Annotated in this window: 18 protein-coding genes; 8 read left to right on the forward strand and 10 right to left on the reverse strand. The window is 59.7% G+C overall.

The features are described 5' to 3' along the window. The first annotated feature begins 19 nt into the window (after positions 1-19). Entirely contained in the window at positions 20-1318 is a 1299-nt protein-coding gene (locus FA702_RS08360) for a cytochrome P450 (protein WP_136955771.1), read from the forward strand. Between the two features lie 100 nt (positions 1319-1418). Next, positions 1419-2702 (forward strand): UDP-N-acetylglucosamine 1-carboxyvinyltransferase, encoded by a 1284-nt coding sequence (gene murA / locus FA702_RS08365; protein ID WP_136955772.1) that lies wholly within the window; start codon positions 1419-1421, stop codon positions 2700-2702. 10 nt (positions 2703-2712) lie between these two features. Here the strand turns inward: murA and FA702_RS08370 are convergent, their stop codons facing one another. The 4 genes from FA702_RS08370 to FA702_RS08390 form a co-directional block, all read right to left on the reverse strand. Next, on the reverse strand, positions 2713-3021 hold the full coding sequence (locus FA702_RS08370) for a DUF1905 domain-containing protein (RefSeq protein ID WP_136955773.1): 309 nt from the start codon (positions 3019-3021) through the stop codon (positions 2713-2715). Next, positions 3011-3262, reverse strand: a complete 252-nt coding sequence (locus FA702_RS08375; protein ID WP_136957312.1) for a ribbon-helix-helix domain-containing protein — start codon at positions 3260-3262, stop codon at positions 3011-3013. The genes FA702_RS08370 and FA702_RS08375 overlap by 11 nt, the downstream gene beginning before the upstream one ends. A gap of 316 nt (positions 3263-3578) precedes the next feature. Further along, the gene (gene phbB / locus FA702_RS08385; RefSeq protein ID WP_136955774.1) at positions 3579-4301 is read right to left on the reverse strand and encodes an acetoacetyl-CoA reductase; all 723 of its coding nucleotides are present in this window, start codon (positions 4299-4301) and stop codon (positions 3579-3581) included. Between the two features lie 199 nt (positions 4302-4500). Further along, a complete protein-coding gene (locus FA702_RS08390) occupies positions 4501-5283 on the reverse strand; it encodes a hypothetical protein (RefSeq protein ID WP_255504769.1) in 783 nt (260 codons plus the stop codon). A gap of 425 nt (positions 5284-5708) precedes the next feature. On the opposite strand from FA702_RS08390, the gene FA702_RS08395 reads away from it, so the two are divergent. From FA702_RS08395 to FA702_RS08420, 6 genes are all read left to right on the forward strand, one after another. Next, positions 5709-6119, forward strand: a complete 411-nt coding sequence (locus FA702_RS08395) for a DUF3576 domain-containing protein (RefSeq protein ID WP_309229318.1) — start codon at positions 5709-5711, stop codon at positions 6117-6119. Positions 6120-6203: 84 nt separating this feature from the next. Further along, the gene (gene leuS / locus FA702_RS08400; protein WP_136955777.1) at positions 6204-8726 is read left to right on the forward strand and encodes a leucine--tRNA ligase; all 2523 of its coding nucleotides are present in this window, start codon (positions 6204-6206) and stop codon (positions 8724-8726) included. Between the two features lies 1 nt (position 8727). Beyond that, the gene (lptE, locus tag FA702_RS08405; RefSeq protein WP_255504771.1) at positions 8728-9231 is read left to right on the forward strand and encodes an LPS assembly lipoprotein LptE; all 504 of its coding nucleotides are present in this window, start codon (positions 8728-8730) and stop codon (positions 9229-9231) included. A 37-nt stretch (positions 9232-9268) separates the two neighbouring features. Beyond that, positions 9269-10291 (forward strand): DNA polymerase III subunit delta, encoded by a 1023-nt coding sequence (gene holA, locus FA702_RS08410; protein WP_136955779.1) that lies wholly within the window; start codon positions 9269-9271, stop codon positions 10289-10291. Positions 10292-10450: 159 nt separating this feature from the next. Continuing rightward, positions 10451-11767 (forward strand): glycosyltransferase family 1 protein, encoded by a 1317-nt coding sequence (locus tag FA702_RS08415; RefSeq protein ID WP_136955780.1) that lies wholly within the window; start codon positions 10451-10453, stop codon positions 11765-11767. 181 nt (positions 11768-11948) lie between these two features. Next, positions 11949-13136: a polysaccharide biosynthesis/export family protein gene (locus tag FA702_RS08420; RefSeq protein WP_210417606.1), complete on the forward strand. Its 1188-nt coding sequence runs from the start codon at positions 11949-11951 to the stop codon at positions 13134-13136. A gap of 119 nt (positions 13137-13255) precedes the next feature. Here the strand turns inward: FA702_RS08420 and FA702_RS08425 are convergent, their stop codons facing one another. From FA702_RS08425 to FA702_RS08450, 6 genes are all read right to left on the reverse strand, one after another. Then, the gene (locus tag FA702_RS08425; protein WP_136955781.1) at positions 13256-14110 is read right to left on the reverse strand and encodes a WcbI family polysaccharide biosynthesis putative acetyltransferase; all 855 of its coding nucleotides are present in this window, start codon (positions 14108-14110) and stop codon (positions 13256-13258) included. After that, positions 14110-15171, reverse strand: a complete 1062-nt coding sequence (locus FA702_RS08430; protein WP_136955782.1) for a GSCFA domain-containing protein — start codon at positions 15169-15171, stop codon at positions 14110-14112. The genes FA702_RS08425 and FA702_RS08430 overlap by 1 nt, the downstream gene beginning before the upstream one ends. A gap of 185 nt (positions 15172-15356) precedes the next feature. Then, positions 15357-16289: a UDP-glucuronic acid decarboxylase family protein gene (locus tag FA702_RS08435; RefSeq protein ID WP_136955783.1), complete on the reverse strand. Its 933-nt coding sequence runs from the start codon at positions 16287-16289 to the stop codon at positions 15357-15359. A gap of 10 nt (positions 16290-16299) precedes the next feature. Beyond that, entirely contained in the window at positions 16300-17142 is an 843-nt protein-coding gene (locus FA702_RS08440) for a bifunctional 2-polyprenyl-6-hydroxyphenol methylase/3-demethylubiquinol 3-O-methyltransferase UbiG (RefSeq protein ID WP_136955784.1), read from the reverse strand. A gap of 5 nt (positions 17143-17147) precedes the next feature. After that, positions 17148-18263, reverse strand: a complete 1116-nt coding sequence (locus FA702_RS08445; RefSeq protein ID WP_168196030.1) for a glycosyl transferase family 90 — start codon at positions 18261-18263, stop codon at positions 17148-17150. After that, entirely contained in the window at positions 18256-21372 is a 3117-nt protein-coding gene (locus FA702_RS08450) for a glycosyltransferase (RefSeq protein ID WP_136955786.1), read from the reverse strand. Before FA702_RS08450 ends, FA702_RS08445 begins: the two co-directional genes overlap by 8 nt. Between the last annotated feature and the right edge of the window lies 1 nt (position 21373).

The following is a 21373-nucleotide window of genomic DNA, read 5'->3' on the forward strand; positions in this document are numbered from 1 at the left end:
GAAGCGAGGAACACGTCCCATGGCCTCCACCACCACGCCCCTGGCCCCTGCCGACTATGCGCGCGCCGTCATCGATCCGCACGCTTATGCCGCGTGGGATCCGTTGCTCGACAAGTTCGACTGGCTGCGCACGAACATGCCGGTAGCGCGCATCGAGGCGCCGGACGATTCGCACGATCCGTTCTGGCTGCTGACCCGCTTCGACGACGCGATGAAGGTGAGCAAGGCCAACACGACCTTCCTCAACCACCCGCGCGCCAGCGTGTTCGGGCTGAAGTCCAGCGAAGCGTTGATCAAGGATATCACCGGCGGCAGCCCGCACCTTGTCGAATCGCTGGTGCAGATCGATGCGCCCAAGCACCCCAAGCTGCGCCGGCTGACGCAGGACTGGTTCATGCCCAAGAACCTGGTCAAGCTGGAGGGCGAAATCCGCAAGATCGCCAACGCGGCGGTCGATCGCCTGCTGGCGCATGGCAGCGAGGGGGATTTCACCAAGCTGGTCTCCTCGCCCTATCCGCTGCACGTCGTCATGCAGATCCTGGGCGTGCCCGAGGAGGACGAGGCGCGGATGCTGGTGCTGACCCAGCAGATGTTCGGCGGGCAGGATGAAGACCTCAGCCAGTCGGGCCTGAAAAACCTGACGCCCGAACAGATTTCCCTGATCGTGGCGGGCGCGGTGAAGGATTTCGAAGCCTATTTCGCCGGGCTGGCCCGCCATCGCCGGGCGAATCCCACTGACGATCTCGCCACCGTGATCGCCAACGCGGTGATCGATGGCGAACCGATGAGCGACCGGGACACCGCCGGTTACTACATCATCACCGCCAGCGCGGGACACGATACCACATCGGCCTCCACGGCGGGCGCGATGCTGGCTTTGGCGCGCGATCCGGCACAGTTCGCGCGGGTGAAGGCCGATCGCGGCCTGCTGGCCGGCATCGTCGAGGAAGCGATCCGCTGGACCTCGCCGGTCCAGCACTTCATGCGCACGGCGGCGGAGGACACCGAAGTCGGCGGGCAGGCCATTGCCAAGGGCGACTGGCTGATGATCAACTACGTCGCGGCGAACCACGATCCCGAACGGTTCGAGGACCCGCGCCGGTTCGACGCCTCGCGCCAGGCCAACCGCCACATCGCCTTCGGCGCGGGCGCGCACCAGTGCCTGGGCCTGCACCTCGCCCGGCTGGAAATGCGCATCCTGTTCGAAGCGCTGCTGGACCGACTCGACAGCATCGAACTGGCCGGCGAACCGCGCCGGGCAAGTTCCACCTTCGTGGGCGGGCTTAAGGCGCTGCCGCTGCGCTGGAAGGCCGCCTGAACCCGTCGAAACCGCCGCAACGGCACCGGTTCGCAGGCTGACGCCCGGCATCGCGCGGGCGTCCTCTTGCGTGCCATGGCAAACCGGCTAAACGACCGCGATGGACAAGATCATCATTCGCGGCGGCAAGCGCCTTTCGGGTACGGTTCCGGTCTCCGGCGCGAAGAACGCCGCGCTGACGCTGCTGCCTTGCGCGCTGCTGACGGATGAGCCGGTTACCCTGCGCAACCTGCCGCGCCTGGCCGACATCGACGGCTTCCAGCACCTGATGAACCAGTTCGGGACGTCAACGTCGATCGCCGGCGCGCGGCCCGAGGATTTCGGCCGGGTGATGACGTTGCAGGCGACGCGGCTGACGTCCACCGTCGCCCCCTATGACCTCGTGCGCAAGATGCGCGCCTCGATCCTCGTGCTCGGCCCACTGCTGGCCCGTGCCGGCGAGGCGACCGTTTCGCTGCCCGGCGGCTGCGCCATCGGCAACCGCCCGATCGACCTGCATCTGAAGGCGCTCGAAGCCTTCGGCGCGCAGATCGAGCTCGCCGCCGGCTATGTGCGCGCCATCGCCCCCGATGGCGGCCTGCCCGGCGGGCGCTACAGCTTCCCCGTGGTCTCGGTCGGCGCGACCGAGAACGCGGTCATGGCGGCCGTGCTCGCCAAGGGCAAAAGCACGCTGCACAACGCCGCGCGCGAACCGGAAATCGTGGACCTGTGCAACCTGCTCGTCGCCATGGGCGCGCAGATCGAAGGGATCGGCACGTCCGACCTGACCATCCACGGCGTCGATCGCCTGCACGGCGCGACCTACATGGTCATGCCGGACCGGATCGAGGCGGGCAGCTATGCCTGCGCCGCGGCGATCACCGGCGGCGAAGTGACGCTGGCCGGCGCAAGGATCGAGGACATGGAAGCGACCGTGCAGGCGTTGCGCGACGCGGGCGTGCGCGTGGAGCCGGTCAAGGGCGGCATCCACGTCGCCGCCGACGGCCCGCTGCGCCCCGTCACCATCTCCACCGCCCCCTACCCCGGCTTCGCCACCGACATGCAGGCGCAGCTCATGGCCATGCTGTGCCTGGCGCAAGGCTCCAGCGTGCTGACCGAAACGATCTTCGAAAACCGCTACATGCACGTTCCCGAACTGAACCGCATGGGCGCGCGGATCGAGACCAAGGGCCGCACGGCGATCGTTCACGGCGTCGACAAGCTGACCGGGGCCGAAGTCATGGCGACCGACCTGCGCGCGTCGATGAGCCTGGTCATCGCCGGCCTCGCCGCCGAAGGCGAAACGCAGGTACACCGGCTGTACCACCTCGATCGCGGCTACGAGCGGCTCGAAGAGAAGTTCGCGCTGCTCGGCGCCGATGTGGAGCGCGTCGGCGGGGACTGAGCGCGGCGCGTCAGCCGATCTCGATATGCGCGGACACGCGCGCGCCTGGGCCGATGCTCTCTGCCCGTTGCACAGCGACCTTGACCGGCAGCAGATAGCCGCCGTCGCGCGGGAAAAGCGACGTGGTGAAGCGCGTTTTCCCGATCACCGCCGCCACCGGCACCACCCCCCAGCCGTAACTCGCCTGGCGGGCCGCATGGGCGATCTCGCCGCGATGGCGATCGGGGATCGGCGCGAACACAAACGGCGCCGGACCGCGCCATTCGATCAGAAGCGCTTCAAAATCGAGGCTAACCAGGGGATCGCGCCTATCCGTCATGCGCAAGGCCAATCCCCACGCGCGCCACCAGCCACAGCCGGATGGCGCTGGCAAGGCCGGGCGGCGTGGGGCTGGCGATGCGCTGGGCGTCGATGCGCGCCACCAGCGCGTTGATCGGCAGCGCTTCCGCCTCGGCGGCGGCGCGGAGCATCTCCCAGAACAGCGGTTCCAGGCTGATCGAGGTCTTGTGCCCGGCGATCTCCACCGAACGCTTGACGGGAGGATGGTAGAGCGAAGCCACGCCCTGTTTTACCAGCGCCACGGGCGGCCGCAAAGCCGCCCGTGCATAGGGTCAGGACCCATTACTGGCGCGGTCGAGGTTTGAAGCAATTTGCCCCAGTGCAAGGAGAGAGGGCGCAGGAATATGTCGATATTTCAAGTCCTCTCGACGCCGCAATGGGGCAAATTGGTCAAATCCCTGCGGGACGCCCAAATGGCTTCCATCTCGAACCGAAAGGCGCTTGCAAAGGCAACCAGCCTTCGCCGCGCGCCTTTCGGCCCGATATGTTCGCCATTTGGACGGCTCGACCGTGCCAGTAATGGGTCCTGACCCTAAATCAGTACATATGCTGGCCGCCGTTGATCGACAGCGTCGATCCGGTGACAAAGCCCGCCTCTTCCGAACAGAGGAACGCCACGCCGCGCGCGATTTCGGAAGCATGGCCCAGCCGGCCGACCGGAATCTTGGCGACGATCTTCTCCAGCACGGCGGGCGGCACCGCCGCGACCATGTCGGTATCGATGTAGCCCGGCGCGATCGCGTTGACGGTCACGCCGTATTTCGCGCCTTCCTGAGCCAGCGCCTTGGTGAAGCCGTGGATGCCGGACTTGGCCGCGGCATAGTTGACCTGGCCATATTGCCCGGCCTGCCCGTTGATCGAACCGATGTTGACGATGCGCCCCCAGCCTCGTTCGCGCATGCCCGGGAAGGTCGCCTTGGCCATGTTGAAGCACCCGCCCAGGTTGATGCGCATGACCTCGTTCCAGTCATCGAACGTCATCTTGTGCAGCACACCGTCCCGCGTCACGCCGGCGTTGTTCACCACGACATCGACAGAGCCGAAATCCGCCGCCACCTGCGCGCACCCGTCAAGGCAAGCCTGATGATCGCCGACGTCCCAGCGATAGGCCTTGATGCCGGTGGCGTCGGTGAAGGCCTTGGCCTTCTCGGCATTGCCGGCATAGTTGGCGGCGACCGTAAAACCGAGGTCCCGGAGTGCAAGACTGATCGCTTCGCCAATACCCCGAGTACCGCCGGTAACAATTGCAACACGCGCCATGTCAAAACTCCAGTATTCACCCCAATCGGCGTCAAGCGTAAGGATATGGGCGCGGAGCTACAAGCGCTTTACGGATCAAAATCCAATTATTGCAGCGCGATATATTGCTGCATCGCAGTATAATGCTGCCATTAATACTGCACGCGCGAAGAAACGTGCCAATAATGCGGCATCCCGGAAAACCTGCGATGTAGGGGAATCAGAAGTGGAACTGCGTTCCGACGTAAACGGCCTGGCTGTCCTGCTTACCGTCCGTCAGCGGACGCAGACGGTCACGCTCCGACGAATAGCGGATGCCAGCCATGACGTTGAGATTGCCGGTCAGGCGATAGCTGCCGCCCAGATCGACTTGGTAATCGCCCTGGTTCTCAAGCGTGCGCGGCGCGCGCCCGGCGCGTTCCTTCTGGTCAAGCTCCAGCCGCGGCGAAAGGCGGCCCGGCGCCGTCGGCGCAGGACCGGACAGCTTGAACGCCTGGAAATCGGGCATTTCCAGCCGCGCGACTTCGCGGGGCTGCGATCCATCGATCGCAAAGCTCTGGTATCCGCGCGCAAGACCGAGGTTGTAGGCCGTGGGCGCGATCCGCACGGTGGCGGCACCCGGCGTCGTCGCGGCGGCGGCGAAGGCCTGGCGGACGGACACGACACGCGACGTATCGTCGTTCACCCGAACCGCCACGGTCACCGCGCGGTCCGGCCGTGTTTCGGTGCCGGCGGGCGTGAAGCGGAACAGCTTGCCATTCGACAACGCCCGCACGGTGATCTGCGCGGCAAGGCGCGGATCGATCGAGGCCGGCGTGAAGGAGCCGATCCCGCCGCGCGCGGCAAGGCTGACCGGCGAGGCATCGAAATGGTTCGCGAAAGCGCTGCTGACAGTGGGAGCGATAAGAAGGCCGGCGGAAGCCGCCGCACCGATCAGCAGGGGCGCACGCAAAATACGGCGCAAGCCGCCTTTTTTGCCGTTGCCATCAACCCTGCCAGTCATCTCGAAACGGTCCCTCAGCCCTGTTGCAGAGCCCCCTTTCACGCGGAATATGTGATTCTCGTGACAAAGGCGATCTCTTTGTTTGTCCTTATAACCATTATGGCCAGAAGGCGAGTCTCCATGTGGGTGCGGCACCGCTTGCTGGCAAGCTGTTGCACGATGTCCACAGCCGCCACGGCATTCAGGACCGGTTCACGCCAGGCGCCTGCTATGTGGACTCTTGTTTCATCGCGCTTGCGGCCCGCGGCGCCGGGGTGATAGAGGCCCCGGACCGGCGTGCGGCAAGCGCGCTTCATATCAGGACCGGAAGGATGCGCCAGCCGCCTCCTTCCCGCCAGCAAGGACGAAGTGTAGTGACCGTCAGCGCCTCTGGATTCCGCCGTGCCAAACACCTCGCGTCCGGTCGCGCCCTCGTCACATGCGCTGTGCTCGGCACGCTGGCGCTGGGGCTGTCCGCCTGCGGTCACAAGAAGCAGCGCCCCCGGCTGGACCTGGCCGCCAGCAAGGTGACGACGATCGGCGTCAACGCCTACCTCTGGCGCGCCAGTCTCGAAACGCTCTCGTTCATGCCGCTGCTGCAGACCGACAGCAACGGCGGCGTGATCGTCACCGACTGGTACGCCAATCCGAAGAACCCGGGTGAGCGCGTCAAGGTCACCGTGTCGATCCTCGATCAGGACCTGCGCGCCGACGCGCTGCGCGTCGCCGCCAGCCGGCAGGTCTCGCAGAACGGCCAGTGGGTCGATGCGCCCGTGCAGGCCGCCACCGTGCAGAAGCTGGAAGACGTGATCCTGACCAAGGCGCGCGACCTGCGCCGCCAGACGATCAAGGGCTGAACGCACAGATAGAGGGCCGGCGGGGCACTCCGGCCGGCATCGACCGCCTTGCACGCGCGCGCCGCGCTCCCTAGAGGAGCGGGCATGACTGCAGACCGTTTCGATCCTTCTTCCGCCGATATCCGCTGGCAGCGCGTCTGGGACGAGCGCGAGAGCTTCCGCGCCGACGACGCAAGCGCCAAGCCGCGCAGCTACGTGCTGGAGATGTTCCCCTATCCTTCGGGGCGCATCCACATCGGCCACGTTCGCAACTACACGATGGGCGACGTGCTGGCCCGCTACAAGCGGATGAAGGGCTTCGAGGTGCTGCACCCGATGGGCTGGGACGCCTTCGGGATGCCGGCCGAGAACGCCGCCATGGAAAAGGGCGTCCACCCCGGCGGCTGGACGCGCGACAACATCGCCAACATGAAGGCGCAGCTCAAGCGCCTGGGCTTCGCGCTCGACTGGAGCCGCGAGATCGCGACCTGCGAGCCGGAATATTACGGCCACGAACAGGCGCTGTTCCTCGACCTCTACGAGGGCGGCTTGGTCTATCGCAAAGAATCGGCGGTCAACTGGGACCCAGTCGACCAGACCGTGCTGGCCAACGAACAGGTGATCGACGGGCGCGGCTGGCGTTCGGGCGCGCTGGTGGAAAAGCGCAAGCTCAACCAGTGGTTCCTCAAGATCACCGATTTCGCCGAGGAACTGCTGGAAGGCCTGGGCACGCTGGAAAACTGGCCGGAAAAGGTCCGGCTGATGCAGGAAAACTGGATCGGCAAGAGCCAGGGCCTGCAATTCGCCTTCACGCTTTCCAGCGGCGAAAAGCTCGACGTCTATACCACGCGCCCGGACACGATCTTCGGCGCGAGCTTCGTCGCGGTCGCCGCCGATCACCCCGTGGCGCAGGCCGTTGCCGCCGGCAGCACCGCCGCGCAGGACTTCATCGCGCTGTGCAAGCAGGGCGGGACGACCGCCGCCGAGCTGGAAACGGCGGAAAAGCTTGGCTTCGACACCGGCATCACCGCGAAGCATCCGTTCACCGGCGCGGACCTGCCGGTCTTCATCGCCAACTTCGTGCTGATGGACTACGGCACCGGCGCGATCATGGCCGTGCCGGGGCATGACCAGCGCGACTTCGATTTCGCCACCAAGTACGGACTGCCGATCCTGCGCGTCGTCGCCGCGGACGCGGCCGATGCCGGCAAGCCCTTCGCGGGCGAGGCCGAAGCCGGCGACGGCGTGCTGGTGAACTCCGGCTTCCTCGATGGCATGGCCGTGGCCGACGCCAAGGCCGCCGTGATCGCCCGCGCCGAAAGCAAAGGCTGGGGCCAGGGCAAGACGGTGTGGCGCCTGCGCGACTGGGGCGTCAGCCGCCAGCGCTACTGGGGCACGCCGATCCCCTTCATCCACTGCGAGGTCTGCGGCGTGGTGCCGGTGCCCAAGAAGCACCTGCCCGTCACGCTACCCGAGGACGTCGATTTCCAGACGCCGGGCAATCCGCTGGTCCGCCACCCCACCTGGAAGCATGTCGATTGCCCGCAATGCGGCAAGCCCGCCCGGCGCGAGACCGACACGCTCGATACCTTCGTCGATTCGTCGTGGTACTTCCTGCGCTTCGCCAGCCAGCCCGCCGACCGTCCGTTCGATCCCGAACAGATCCGCCAGTGGATGCCGGTGGAACAGTATATCGGCGGGATCGAGCACGCGATCCTGCACCTGCTCTATGCCCGCTTCTGGACGCGCGCGCTGGCGCGGATCGGCAAGCTGGACGTGAAGGAACCGTTCGCCAGCCTGTTCACGCAAGGGATGGTGACGCACGAGACCTATTCGCGGATCGACGACGCCAGCGGCCAGCCGGTGTGGTTCGCCCCGGCCGAAGTCGAACGGACGGGCGAGAGCGCGACGCTGAAGGCGGATGGCGCGCCGGTCGAAATCGGCCGCGTCATCAAGATGTCGAAGTCGAAGAAGAACGTCGTCGATCCCGATGAGATCGTCGGCCAGTACGGCGCCGACGCGATTCGCTGGTTTATGCTGTCCGACAGCCCGCCCGAGCGCGACTTGCCGTGGTCCGAGGCCGGCATCGAGGGTTGCGCCCGCTTTGTCCAGCGTCTGTGGCGCCTGTTCGCGCAATACGACGCCGCGGCCACCGGCGAGGACAAGGCCATCGACCGCAAGGCGCATCAGACCGTCCACGCCGTGGCGCAGGACATCGAGGCGCTGGGCTTCAACAAGGCCGTGGCGCGCATCTACGAACTGACCGGCGCGATCGAGAAGGCCGCGCCTTCGGCCTGCCGCTCCGCCGCGATTCGCGCGCTGCTGCTGCTGGTCGCCCCGATGATGCCGCACCTGGCCGAGGAAGCCTTCGCGCGCTTCGGCGAAGGGCTGGCGGCCGACGCGGCCTGGCCCGCCGTCGATCCGGCGCTGCTGGTCGATGACGAGGTGACCGTGGCGGTGCAGGTCAAGGGCAAGCTGCGCGATACGCTGACCGTGGCCAAGGGCACCGCGCGCGAGGAGCTGGAACGCCTTGCCCTCGCCAGCGACAAGGTGCAGCGTGCGCTGGACGGGGCGGAAGTGAAGAAGGTGATCGTGGTGCCCGATCGGCTGGTGAACCTTGTCGCGTAACATGCCTCCCCTCCCCCGGCTGCTGGCCAGCGCGCTGCTGACGGCGCTGCTTGCCGGGTGTGGCGGGCTCAGCCCGATGTACGCCGGGGGCGGCAGTGGCACCGTGGCCCGCGCGCTCAGCGGCGTGGAAGTGCCCTCGATCCAGGGCCAGTCCGGCTGGCTGGTGCGCAACGCGCTGGTCGACCGGCTGGGCGCGGGCGGCAAGGACGGCGCGCGCTACCGGCTCGACGTGCGGCTGGACGAGCGCCTGCAGGGCCTCGGCATCCTCTCCGACGATACCGTCACCCGCGAACGCCGCACCCTGCGCGCGCGCTTCCAGCTGGTCGATCTTGCCAGCGGCGATGTCGTGCTGGACGCGACCGCCGGCGCCGATGCAGGGCTGGACGTGGTCTCGAGCGAATACGCGGTGATCGCGGCGGAACAGACCGCGCTCGAAAACCTTTCGCGCGAAGTGGCCGGCCAGATCGTCACCCGCGTCGCGGTCAAGCTGCGCAAGCCGCAATGATCCGCGCCGCGCGGGCCGCCGGACCGGGCCGCCGGCCGTGAAAGCCACGCAAAAGAACTTCGCCGGCACCGCCGCCCGCGCCGCGCGCGAATGCCGCGTGTTCTATTTCTGCGGTCCCGACGAAGCCGGCGCCGGTGATGCCGCGCAGAAGATCGCCGGATTGCTGGGCGAGGCCGAGCGCGTGGAGATTTCCGGATCGGAGCTGAAGCGCGATCCGGTGAAGCTGGCCGACGAGGCACGTTCGGTCTCGCTGTTCGGCGACAAGCGGCAGATTCACGTGCGGACCGCCGGAGACGAGGCGTTCGACGCGGTGGAAACGCTCCTCGCCAGCCCCGTCGATGGCTGGCCGGTGCTGATCGTCGCCAGCTCCGCCACCGACAAGTCGCGCGTGGCCAAGCTGCTGGGCGACCGGCCCGATGCGCTGGTGGCGATGTTCCATCCGCCCGACGTCAAATCGGTGACAGAGGCCGTCCGCGTCATGGCCGACGCCGCCGGCGTGCGCCTGACCGGGGAACTGGCCGAACGCATCGCGCGCGGCACAGGTCTGGACACCCGCATGGCGCGCAGCGAGATCGAGAAGCTCGCGCTCTACCTCGACGCCAGCCCCCAGGCCCCGCGTACCGCCGACGGCGCCGCGTTCGACGCGATCGGCGCGGTCAACGAAGACGATGGTTTCATGCCGCTGGTCAACGCCGTGCTGGGCGGCGATGCCGCCCGCCTGCCGGGCGAGCTGGCGCGGATGCGCGAACTGGCGCTCAATCCGGTGGGCCTGCTGCTCGCCTTCGAACGGCGCGCGGTGCAGCTGGCGGACCTCGCCGGCCGCCTCGGCCACCGCAGCGACCTTGGCGCCTTCATGGAAGACGAAGTGTCCTCGCGCCGCGTGTTCTTCCGCGACCGGCAAGACCTCGCCAACCAGCTCCGCCGCTGGCGCGGCCGCAAACTGGAACGCCTCCTCGCCCGCCTGATCGCCCTGCACCGCACCCTGCTGGGCGACAGCCAGAACAGCGAACTGGCGCTGGCCCAGGGCCTGGCGGAGATCGCCCGGGCGGCGGGGCGGTGATAGGAAGTCGATTTACGATCGATCAAAGCACAGGCATCCACTCAGAGCCAAGCCGGCTTGATATATCCGAAAACCCCGTCAAAATGGGCTGAGCCCAGTTCTTCCAATAGTATAATCATTCCAACATCGGTCAATTTTGAAAATAGAGCAATACAAGAAATGAACGATGCCCAACCATCCATTCACCGCAAAATCTTATTATATATAAAAAAAAGGTGGCTGCGGACACAAGATCATATAAATAAACGCTGGTTCCGCTATTTTTCTTGGCGGAAATATGTTTACGAGCTGCAGAATCACTCGTTTTCCGCGATTACAGCCCGGCAGACAGGAAAGGTATACATTGATGTTTCTGTGATTTGTACGGATGACGCGGCGACCGGGATTCAACGTGTTGTAAGATCGGTAGCCTTTCATCTCAACAAATCAGGTGAGATGCTGAAATTTTCCCCCATCTTTATACATACATATAAAAAAAATCATTATATAGTAAATATAAATGAAGGGCGTTTCGAAAAAACAAATGAATTAGTCGAATATTTTGAGGGTGATGTTTTCTTTGGATTAGATTATTGCCTGGATACCATTTGGAGAATGCGGAAGCAATTATCTTTAATGAAAAAGAAAGGTGTTAAGTTCTGGTACCTTGTTCATGATTTTTTACCATACACGCATCCATCTTGGTTTTCATCGCCCACGGTACTCCGTTTCTACAATTGGTTAGCAATTATCGCAGCATCCGCTAACGGGTTTTTCTGTGTATCCCAACCCGTTGCGCGACAATTGCGTAACATCATCAAGAGCGACTTTGGCGTAACAAACGACGTAGCGATTCAAGTCATTCCCCTTGGGTGCGATTTATCGCACAATAGTCCGCTAAAAGGATTTCCCGACGGGTTCGATGTGTTGCTCGAGAAAGTTCGCACCACACCATCTCTATTGATGGTGGGCACGATCGAGCCACGTAAGGGTCACAAGGATGCGCTACGCGCAATGGAAGTGCTATGGAAAGCGGGGCATCCAACGCAACTGGTGCTGGTAGGCGGCAAGGGATGGAAAATTGCAGAGTTTATCGCCGAACTCGATGCGCATCCAGAGAACGGCCATCGATTGATCCGCACAGACAAGATCAGCGACGAGGCGCTGGACCTCCTCTATCAAAACTGCACCGGTGTATTGTTCCCCTCTTTGGCGGAAGGCTTCGGCCTTCCGGTAGTGGAAGCGCTCAAGCGCGGGAAGCCGGTGCTGGCACGTCGGTTGGAGGTATTCGCCGAACACGCGGGCAAAGGCGTGACATTTTTTGACGAGGAAATTGATGCTCCAAAACTGGCCTCGACGATCTCCGAGTGGCTCAAGGGATTGCCTGGTGACGAGCCCGCGCGCCCGGATTTGCTCGCGACATGGGATGACACTGCCCGTTGCATCGCGGACATCCTACGTCATTCCAGAAATGGATTGGGGCAAATGACGCCGTGATGCGATAGTTTCCGCTTCATTTTGCAATGCGTATCCAGAACGATCGCAGCAAACTCGTGAACCACCATGGCTTGACCCACCAGTCAAAAATGTTGAATGAGCAGCACGCTGGGAGCCGCGCTTCATCGTCAGGCAACATACTCCACGCTACTAGCGCGCTGGATTGCTCAAGGATTTCGGAATGAATGATACCATTTGGAGGATGCGGTTCCGAACGACAATCTTGCTGAGCGCGTGTGCGATAATCCTGACATCCTGCACATCGCTCGGATCATCCGGGCCGAATGGCGGCGACGTACGCAAAGCGGCAAACCAGTCCTTGCGGAATACGTCAATCAAGGTGATTGAACTGACAGCACCGGTCGCATCTCGGGTCGTCCAAATGAACCAACCCGCAACATTCTCGGATGCTTTAGGAGAAGGCACGCCGATCGGCACGATTATCGGACGCGGCGATACTTTGGATGTAGCAATCTGGGAAGCACCGCCAGCAGCGCTATTCGGCACGGTTATCACCGACAGCAGACTGGCATCAGCCACGACGGTAGCGCGCGGATCGTCGCTACCGGAACAGATGGTCGATGCTAACGGGCAGATCAACATTCCCTTCGCGGGGAGAATTGCGGCAGCCGGCCGAACGCCTACGCAGATCGAGCAAGATATCGTGAGGCGCCTGGGGGGCAAGGCACATGACCCTCAGGCCGTCGTTCGACTGGTCCGCAATGCCAATACTAACGTCACCGTAGTCGGCGACGTAGCGAGCAGCGTGCGCATACCCCTAACACCGAAGGGAGAGCGCTTGCTTGATGCCCTAGCAAGTGCCGGCGGCGTCAAGCAACCAGTCGGCAAGACGACCATACAGGTTACGCGCGGCTCAAAGGTAGTCACGATGCCGCTCGAAGGAGTAATCAAAGATCCACATCAGAATATCCGCCTGCAACCCGATGACGTTATTACCGCGCTCTACCAGCCCTATAGCTTCACTGCGCTTGGCGCGATCGCCAACAATGCGGAAATCAATTTTGAAGGAACGGGGATCACGCTGGCACAGGCACTTGGAAGAGTAGGTGGTTTGCGAGATGATCGCGCCAACGTACGCGGAGTGTTCATTTTCCGCCTTGAAGATCCCGCAGCGCTGGATCCAGCCATGCTAGGAGACTCCACCGCGACGCCGGATGGCAAAGTCCCAGTCATTTATCGTGTGGATTTAAAGAATCCCGCAAGCTTCTTTATCGCTCAGGATTTCCCCCTTCACAATAAAGACGTACTTTACGTATCAAATGCGCCAGGCGTAGACTTGCAGAAGTTCGTGAACATAGTCTCACAAATGGCCTTCTCGGTCATTTCGATTGGAAATGCGATAAATTGACCTTTGTTATCCTGCAATGAAGTAACCTGTAAACGGTGATATCGGCTTTCTAGTTGGTAATAATTATCCAGAAAAATGTCTGCACAGCGAAATCGTCCTCGCCAACCAACGGAAGCGCATCAAAGCGCCCGCTCAATTTGTTCGAACGTATGCCTAAATTCACCGGTAACGCCTAACGCTTCGCGCGGATATCGATCGTACATCGCAAAGCTTCCTGCAAGGAACTCGTCAAGACCAAATTGCCGATAGGTATCGTAGGTTTTGAATATGTAAGAACCAGGCACCCCGAGACTTTCTCCAATTTCCGGGTACACGGCAAATCCACCGGCATACGCAAGGTTATCGTGCGGCATAGTCACATTGGCCAACGGCTCTCGACCGATTGATTTCACCAATTCTTTCGCCAAATCAAATAGTACCCGGATCTTCGGATGGTTCGTACTATACATGAAAGCGTCGTTGTCACCCCAACGCCGAATTTGATGTGTGATGTCGATGCCGATCTGATGAAGATGGTCAACAATGCGATCACGTTCCGACTGCCACCAGCCGAACAAACCGCAGATTTCAAACGTTCGACCACGATAGAGTTCACGCGTATCTGCCAAGCTCATACCCTTGCGATAGGCGGCGAGCGCGATCCCGGAGTGGTAGTCATCCGCCGGACTCTTGAATGTAACACCCCCGCATTGCGCGTACACAAGATCCGGATGATAAGCACGGAAACTGAACCACGGCAGCATCGTGTGCTGCTTGATACGCTCCAACCTAGCGCGAGGGATCATCTTCTCGATGCCGGGGGATATAAACAATCGATCATACTGGGCTAAAGTCCGATTGTTGCGCAACGGAGCATTATTGAAACTGTGCGGGTACATTCCCGTCACTTCCACATCAGGTACAAGTGATTGCAAAGAATTCGCGAGCCCATGGGTCTGGCAATTTGCGATAACCAGCCAACGTTCTTGTGCCATCACATGGCCTCACGCGAATCTAGAACTTCTTCATCGCATAGATATTGAGTTATCTGCGGTCGATCAGCGACTGCAGGCAAGGCGCTGCCCCCCTCGTTCAGCGCATTCCCCCCCTCTAGGTAACTAGACAGGAAGCAACGCATCGCATGCGCCACGCCCAGCCCGTTTACCTCTCGAGCATCGTCTTCAAAGTAGCGACCACGCGCCTGACTGCCGGTGATGATCTCGTAGGAAGGAAAATAGTCAACCCAATCGTGCTCCTTCCAAGCCAATTCAGCAACCACGCGCAGCACAGCCTTGCTGTAAGCCGTTGCAACCGTGATGGAACGCTTATCTGCCGTCGCAATTAATGGCACTGGCGAAACAGTCAACATTACCTGCGCTCGCGGATTTACATCCCGAAACTTTCCTAAAAAATCTCTCAGCTCGGCATAACTTTGTACGACGTCCAAATTTGTGAAGATATGCTTTGTGGAATCGAAGCTATCGGCTATCACCCCGGGAGCGGCAGAATAGACTGATCCGTCGGACAAGGCGCGCCAGCATTCTGTCAACCCTAAGGTAAAAACGAAAACGTCGCATAACTCGAACATCGCCCGAACAGCCTCGAGGTGTTCGGCTCTGCTTTCGACAACCGCCTCTGCATCAATGAAACCATCGGGTTCAATCTGCTGCCGGAATGGGTCAATCCACCGCAGATCCGGCCGTTGCCACGCACGATCATCGGGAATCCGTTTACCAAATGCTTCGTCGAACAGCTGGTTGAGCTGCATCGTGGTGTAGATATTGCCGAACCGAGCTGAAAATATGCCGTATCCAAGTCGTGCGCGCTCGCCTGAATCTAAATGCTCGCCCATCTCGGTCTGGAAAAAGTTGCATCCTGCGTCCGCCAGCGCCCTTGCGATATGCTGGGCGAAACAGCTGCCTGCCGTGGCGACACGAGAATGGCGGTTAATAGTGAAGCGCGGCTCCAGTACAGGATTGAAGCAATGCGCTTCCGTACGGGCCACAGACCGGCGCCAGTATCTGTTATCGGGGAGATCTCGATAGGGATTTGTCATGGCCTGCCTCTCACTAGATCATTTTCCCCGCCCTGTTGATCGGCAGTCTCGAAAATCGCTCCGGGAGAAGGGATGAATGACTGCTCGAGGGTCGTTTCAATTCGTGCGAGGCGTCCGCTTCGATCATAATGACGATAAAGAGAGCAACTCGCGCCTGGGTCAGCCAACTGCGACAGGCTCCCCAATCAGACAATGGATCGGAAATAATCGATCGTTTCCTTCAACCCGTCCTCCAACGCCACTTTGGGCTCCCAGTCCAAACGAGACTGAGCGAGCGTTATGTCAGGGCAGCGCTGCTTTGGATCATCTTGCGGCAGGGGTTCGAACACCAGCTTCGATTTCGTCCCGGTTAAGCGGATCACGGTTTCCGCCAATTCGATCATCGTAAACTCGCCAGGATTGCCCACATTGACCGGCCCCGTGAATTCAACCGAGCTGTCCATCAAGCGGATCATTCCTTCGATCAGATCGTCCACATAGCAGAAACTGCGAGTCTGCAGGCCGTCGCCGTAGATTGTAAGATCTTCCCCGCGCAGGGCCTGGACGACAAAATTGGAAACCACACGCCCGTCTTGCGGATGCATGCGAGGTCCATAGGTGTTGAAAATGCGCATCACCTTGATTTCCAGGTGGTGCTGGCGATGATAATCGAAGAACAATGTCTCTGCGCAGCGCTTGCCCTCGTCATAGCAACTGCGAATGCCGATCGGATTAACGTTACCCCAATAGCTTTCCATCTGCGGGTGCATTGATGGATCGCCATATACCTCGCTGGTCGACGCCTGAAGTATCCGAGCCTTCACCCGTTTCGCCAGCCCCAACATGTTGATAGCCCCATGGACGCTCGTTTTCGTCGTCTGCACCGGATCATTTTGATAATGAATGGGGCTTGCAGGACATGCAAGATTGAATATACGGTCAACTTCTACATAAAGCGGCCAGCATACATCGTGGCGCATCAGCTCGAATGACGTCTTTCCCAAAAGATGGGCGATGTTCCTTTTGCTACCTGTATAGAAGTTATCGACACACAGCACGTCATCGCCACGCGCAATCAGTCGATCACATAAATGTGATCCGAGGAAACCTGCACCACCCGTAACCAGCACCTTACTCATCAAATTTTCCTCATTTCCCATTCTTGGCGAAAACACCGATAATTGTATTACGCATCAATGGATGATCCATTTCGCCGTATTCAGCCTGAAAATCATAGACGTGATGGGCAGAACCGGATCTCCAATTGGCATGATCATTCATACCAAAATAGTTCTTAACCGAGAATCCATTACCCTCAAAAAGCTCCCTAACTTCATGCGGAGTAAACTCACGATTATGCCTATCAGTTCCACCAAAGAATATATCTGAATCCCAGAATATATTCCGACCATTCAGAAGTGATATTATGTTACTTATATTACAGACGTTAGGTGTAGAAAACAGAACAACACCATCCTCACGTAGAACACGAAGAAACTCCGGCAGAATTTCTCGAGGGTGCCGAATCGCGATGTGTTCCAGAACCTCTGTAAATACGATCGCATCGAATGCACCATCCGGATAGGGCAATGCTGATTTCTCAATATCGCATGCCTGTACACGAAAGTGGTCGACGAATGACAAGTCTGGATAAGTCGAGTTCCATGCGTCCGACAGGTTAATTCCATCGATGCTGTAACCAGCTTTGTCGAGCATAATCGCCAAGTAGCCGGGGGCATTGCCAATGTCCAAGATACGTGCCCCGGGAGGCAGATGCATCATGCCCATTGAAACGAGCGTAGAAAATCTGTCCCTGCAGCATTGATAGTAATCACCTTTTACGGCCTCTTCTCCGATTACCAACTCACTTTCCGCCACAATCTCGCGCGTGGCGTGCGCTATTGCTTCCGGTATGGAAGGCGCCGCAGGTAAGTTGATTGCATCAGAGGGAACCTCTTTGAGCGTCGATTCTATAATACGGTTGAAATTCATAGCGCTCAAAATCCTGATTGAGAGGCCAAGCTGACAGCGAAATCGCACATCTGCAGAGCTGCTGCTTCAAATTGACTTTCAAACGACAGGCCCTCGGCCATCGCCTTGCCTTCTGCGCCGATCTCTTCGGCAACATCAGGGCGAGCCTCCAGTATGCCAAGGCTGTGATCGAGATCAACTATATCGCGTGCCACCGGGACGAAATTGCGCCAAGGCGACAGCTTATCATAGTACCATTGCCGGAAACCCATATCGGACTCTATTTTGAGCACTGGAGATCCGGCCAACAATTTGATGAATAGGCCAGTCCATGCACAACTCCAGCCATCGACATCCAGGTTGTACCGATAATCGAGTATATTCATTTGCGGCTCTGGTGCGCCCAGACCTCCCACGCTCCTGACTCGTTCGCCGACAGCCTCATCGATTCCATTTAGCGAAGCGAAGCGTACATTATAAGATGCCGGCCTAGGGCTTTCCAAACTGTGCAATACCAGTTGCACGCGCTGGGAAAACGCATGATCAGCATATTTCTGCATACCGCTTGGCGCACCACGCCAATATATCTGTGGCTTGCGCTGATCCCAGCCTTTCCAGTTTTCTGAGATTTCCGCCTTTTCCTTCGCGTACGCGCGAGTCAGGAAAAAATAAGGATCCGGAATAAGCCAAGAACGTTCCAATTGCGAGGAAAAGGCCAAGCATCGCCTGCCCCAATCGCTATCTCCAAGCGAAACAGGCACCTCACCCACGAGCGCATTGCCACGCAAGGCATCAGCCAAGCGCGCTATGCCAGCCATCGGCACAAGCCGCGCCAGAAGAACGTCAGGGAGGTTCTCAGTCACCTTCAAAAGGATACGATCGCTCAGAAAAGCGATATGCAGCATTTCATCAGCTAAATGGTTGTCCCAAGTATAGCCTTCGCTCTCAACCAGACGCAATCTGTCGAAGCAGACAAAGATAGGCCGCATAGCGCCGTCACTATCAAGTATAGGCATTTCCATGCCAACCCGCGCGTGTCCCCCGGCAACATGAGGTTTTGAACGATTAACCCACGCCCACATGTCTTCGGGCTGCCAATTGCACGGCTGCCCCGGCAATACTTCAACCGGTATCTCAGCCATCGAGGCGCTCCCTGATCCAGGCTGGCACAGCATCTCCGACTATGCCCAAATCGGAAAAGCCATCGAGCAGTGCGTCCTTGAAGCCCGGCGTACTCAGGAAATGTCCTTCAGCGTTAAAGAGTTTGCGATACCGTTCAGGATGCTTTCGCCACAACAGTGCGTCCTTCACGAAAAAACGTGTACGCTCGGCGAGCGATTCCCGCTCAATAGATCGCGGTTGCGCCGGGTGGAACACGATCACGTCACGAGCGTAAGGAACCTTGCCCAAGTCCTGCATGCGCCAGCCAAAATCCGTATCCTCACGGAAATGGGGCTTGTCGAACTGCAAATCGAATCCGCCCAGATGTTGGAAAGCGTCGGAGCGAACCATCAGATTGGCGGTCATGAACCCGATGCCCTCAAAGCCTACGTTGGTGACAGGCCGCCAATCAGGATCGTCCTCGTGATCGGAGCGTATCAAACCCTCCAAACCGATGACGTCGGTATCGCCGAAATACTTGCGGGCGTTGAGCAGCCATTCGGGTTCTGGCAGGCAATCGTCGTCGATGAATGCAATTATCTCACCCTGGGCCAGCAGGGCGCCATTGTTGCGAGCGCGGACCGCCCCTTTGACCGGGCTGTGATAATAGGACAGTGGAAAACCCCAGATTTCGCCGGCACGCTGCCAAGCGTTCTGGGATTGATCAACCACAATCACCTCGAAATCCCGCTCGATTTGCGCCTGTAGCGCATGCATCAGGTTGTTCAGTTGCTCGGGTCGTTCATAGCTTGGAATCACGACCGAAAACTTGGGCTTTGACTGAGCAGCGATAGACTCGCGCATCGTCATGAAGTGGCCCAGTAAACCAGAGATGCGTTCCCACGAATAACCTTCTTCGACGCATTGTCGCGCCGCTCTGCCCATCCTTTCGCGGAGATCAGCGGAGCGCAGTGTGTTGATGGCGTTGGCAAAGGCATCGGCTGTCGGCTCGACTACCAGCATCGTCTCACCATCGCGTGTCTCGATTCCACGAGCGCCGGTCGATGTAGTGACCACAGGCAACCCAGCGGCCATGAAGTCGAACATCTTGATGTTCGTCCCTGACCCCGCGGTCATAGGATTTACAGCAAAATCCGCGGCAGTATACCAGAGGTCGCGACTAGCGTCATCGAGTTGCCCAGTGACCACAACGTTGGATCGGGCTGCTGCAACAGACCCACCAACGCCGCCCGCAATCACGAAAATCTCTTTGGGGCAGGCAGCCGAGAGCACTTCATTGATGAAATTGGCCGCCTCCTTGTTCGGTCCATAGGCACTGCCAATGAAAATGCCTATGAACGCATCGTCGGCCAGGCCCAGTTGCTTACGCGCCGCACGCCGGCTAGCGGGCGTTGGCAGGGGGTTGGCAAACGCCATCACGCCGTTGGGCACCACACGCATCTTGGCGGGAGAAAACCCGTAAAGTCTATTGAAACGCAACAAATCCTCTTGCGAACACGCGAAAATCCAGTCGGCGCGCCGCCCGCACTCCAGTTCATCCTGCACTACGCCTTCCAGCACCTCCCGTTCCACCGGGTTGGTCGCTTCAAGCAACTGCGCACGCAAATAGCCCTCAACATTATGTGAGTCATATATCACTACTTGATTCGGCCGCAGCTTGTCCTTGACCAGCGGGTATATCCATGGATGGGAAAAAACGACGATGTGCGCTTCATCGGTCGCCTTGCGCACCGCCGCAACAAAATCCGGCGATAGGTGCGCCTGCCGACTGAAAGCAAGATCGATCACATTCTTGCCGCCAGCGCGCTTGGCCAAGTCTGCCGCTGCTCTGTGGTGCGCTTCCGTCAGCGGAATATCCGTCTCGAAGAGCGTCGGCGAAAGCGCGTGGGCACGGTACCGCTCACCGGGCCAGTCATAGGTACCAACATATTTGCATTCCACGCAGTCACCAAGGTTATGGTATAGCCCCAGTAAACGCATCCGACCGCCACCGGTGGGCGGATCAATGGGCTGCATGTCCAGCACCGCCACCTTCAACGGTGCGTCACGGATATCGGAAAGACCGTCCACGGCCGAGCAAGCAAGTTCGTAGGCGGTATCCCGCCAAGACATAGTCTCAATAAGGGTCAATCCATTCCGGCCCATTTCACGGGCCTGCTCGCGATTATCCCAAAACCAGTCGAGTGCAGCAGCTATAGCTCGGGGAGTGGGCTCAACCACCAGTCCGTTATCATAGCTACGCACGATATGCGCCGGCTCGCCCGCATCCGTGCATGTCAAGACAGGGCAAGCGCTCGCAAACGCCTCCAAGGTCACATAGCCATAGTCTTCGCGCTGGGGAAGGAAAGGGACAGCGATAGCACCCGAATAGAGATTGACCAGATCTTCGTCGGAAACACGACCGAGAAATTCAATCCGCGGTTCGCCTTCAGCCATTTTGTGCAACGTTTCCGCGTACTCTCCCGCGCCAGCAATCAGCAAGCGTATCGGGCGAGATGCATGCCGCACCGCATCGATCAGAAGGTCAAATCGTTTCCACGGGTGCAATCTTCCAGCGATGAAGAAGTATGCCCCTGGCCCATTCCCGGGCTGGAAGGCACTGAACCCCAATGGAGGATGCAACACGCGTGAAGGCAATCCGCGCCAACGCATCAGGCGTCGGGCAATCTCATAGCCTTGCGATAGATGAGCGCGAACATTCAAAAGTGCATCAAGGTCTGCTCTGTGAACATGCGCACGGTTACGATAGTCCTCGCCATCTGCTTGAGGGAAACGATCCTCAAACATGTCATCATAAACACGGACTGCGTGATTGAGAAACACGACATGGTTTGGATGACACACGGAATAAGTAGGCACTTTGCTCGACACGACGATATCAAAGTGCGAAATATCATGCTGAGTAGCCAAATCATAGTTACGCAGAATTTTGTCTACCGAAGGCTCATCGGCCGCTACCTCGACAAACTCCACCTTACAACCAAGAAGTTCAAAGCCATTTTTTAGGCCTGAATAAAACCTCTCCGCCCCTCCGTTACCATCAATCGGAGAGCCTGCCGTAATGATGGCGACTCTTTTTCCATGGAAGCGGCCGTCATCTTGCTTTGTTGGTAGTGCGATACTGCGCATA

Origin of the sequence: Novosphingobium sp. EMRT-2 (assembly GCF_005145025.1) — a bacterium.
Taxonomy (GTDB): domain Bacteria; phylum Pseudomonadota; class Alphaproteobacteria; order Sphingomonadales; family Sphingomonadaceae; genus Novosphingobium.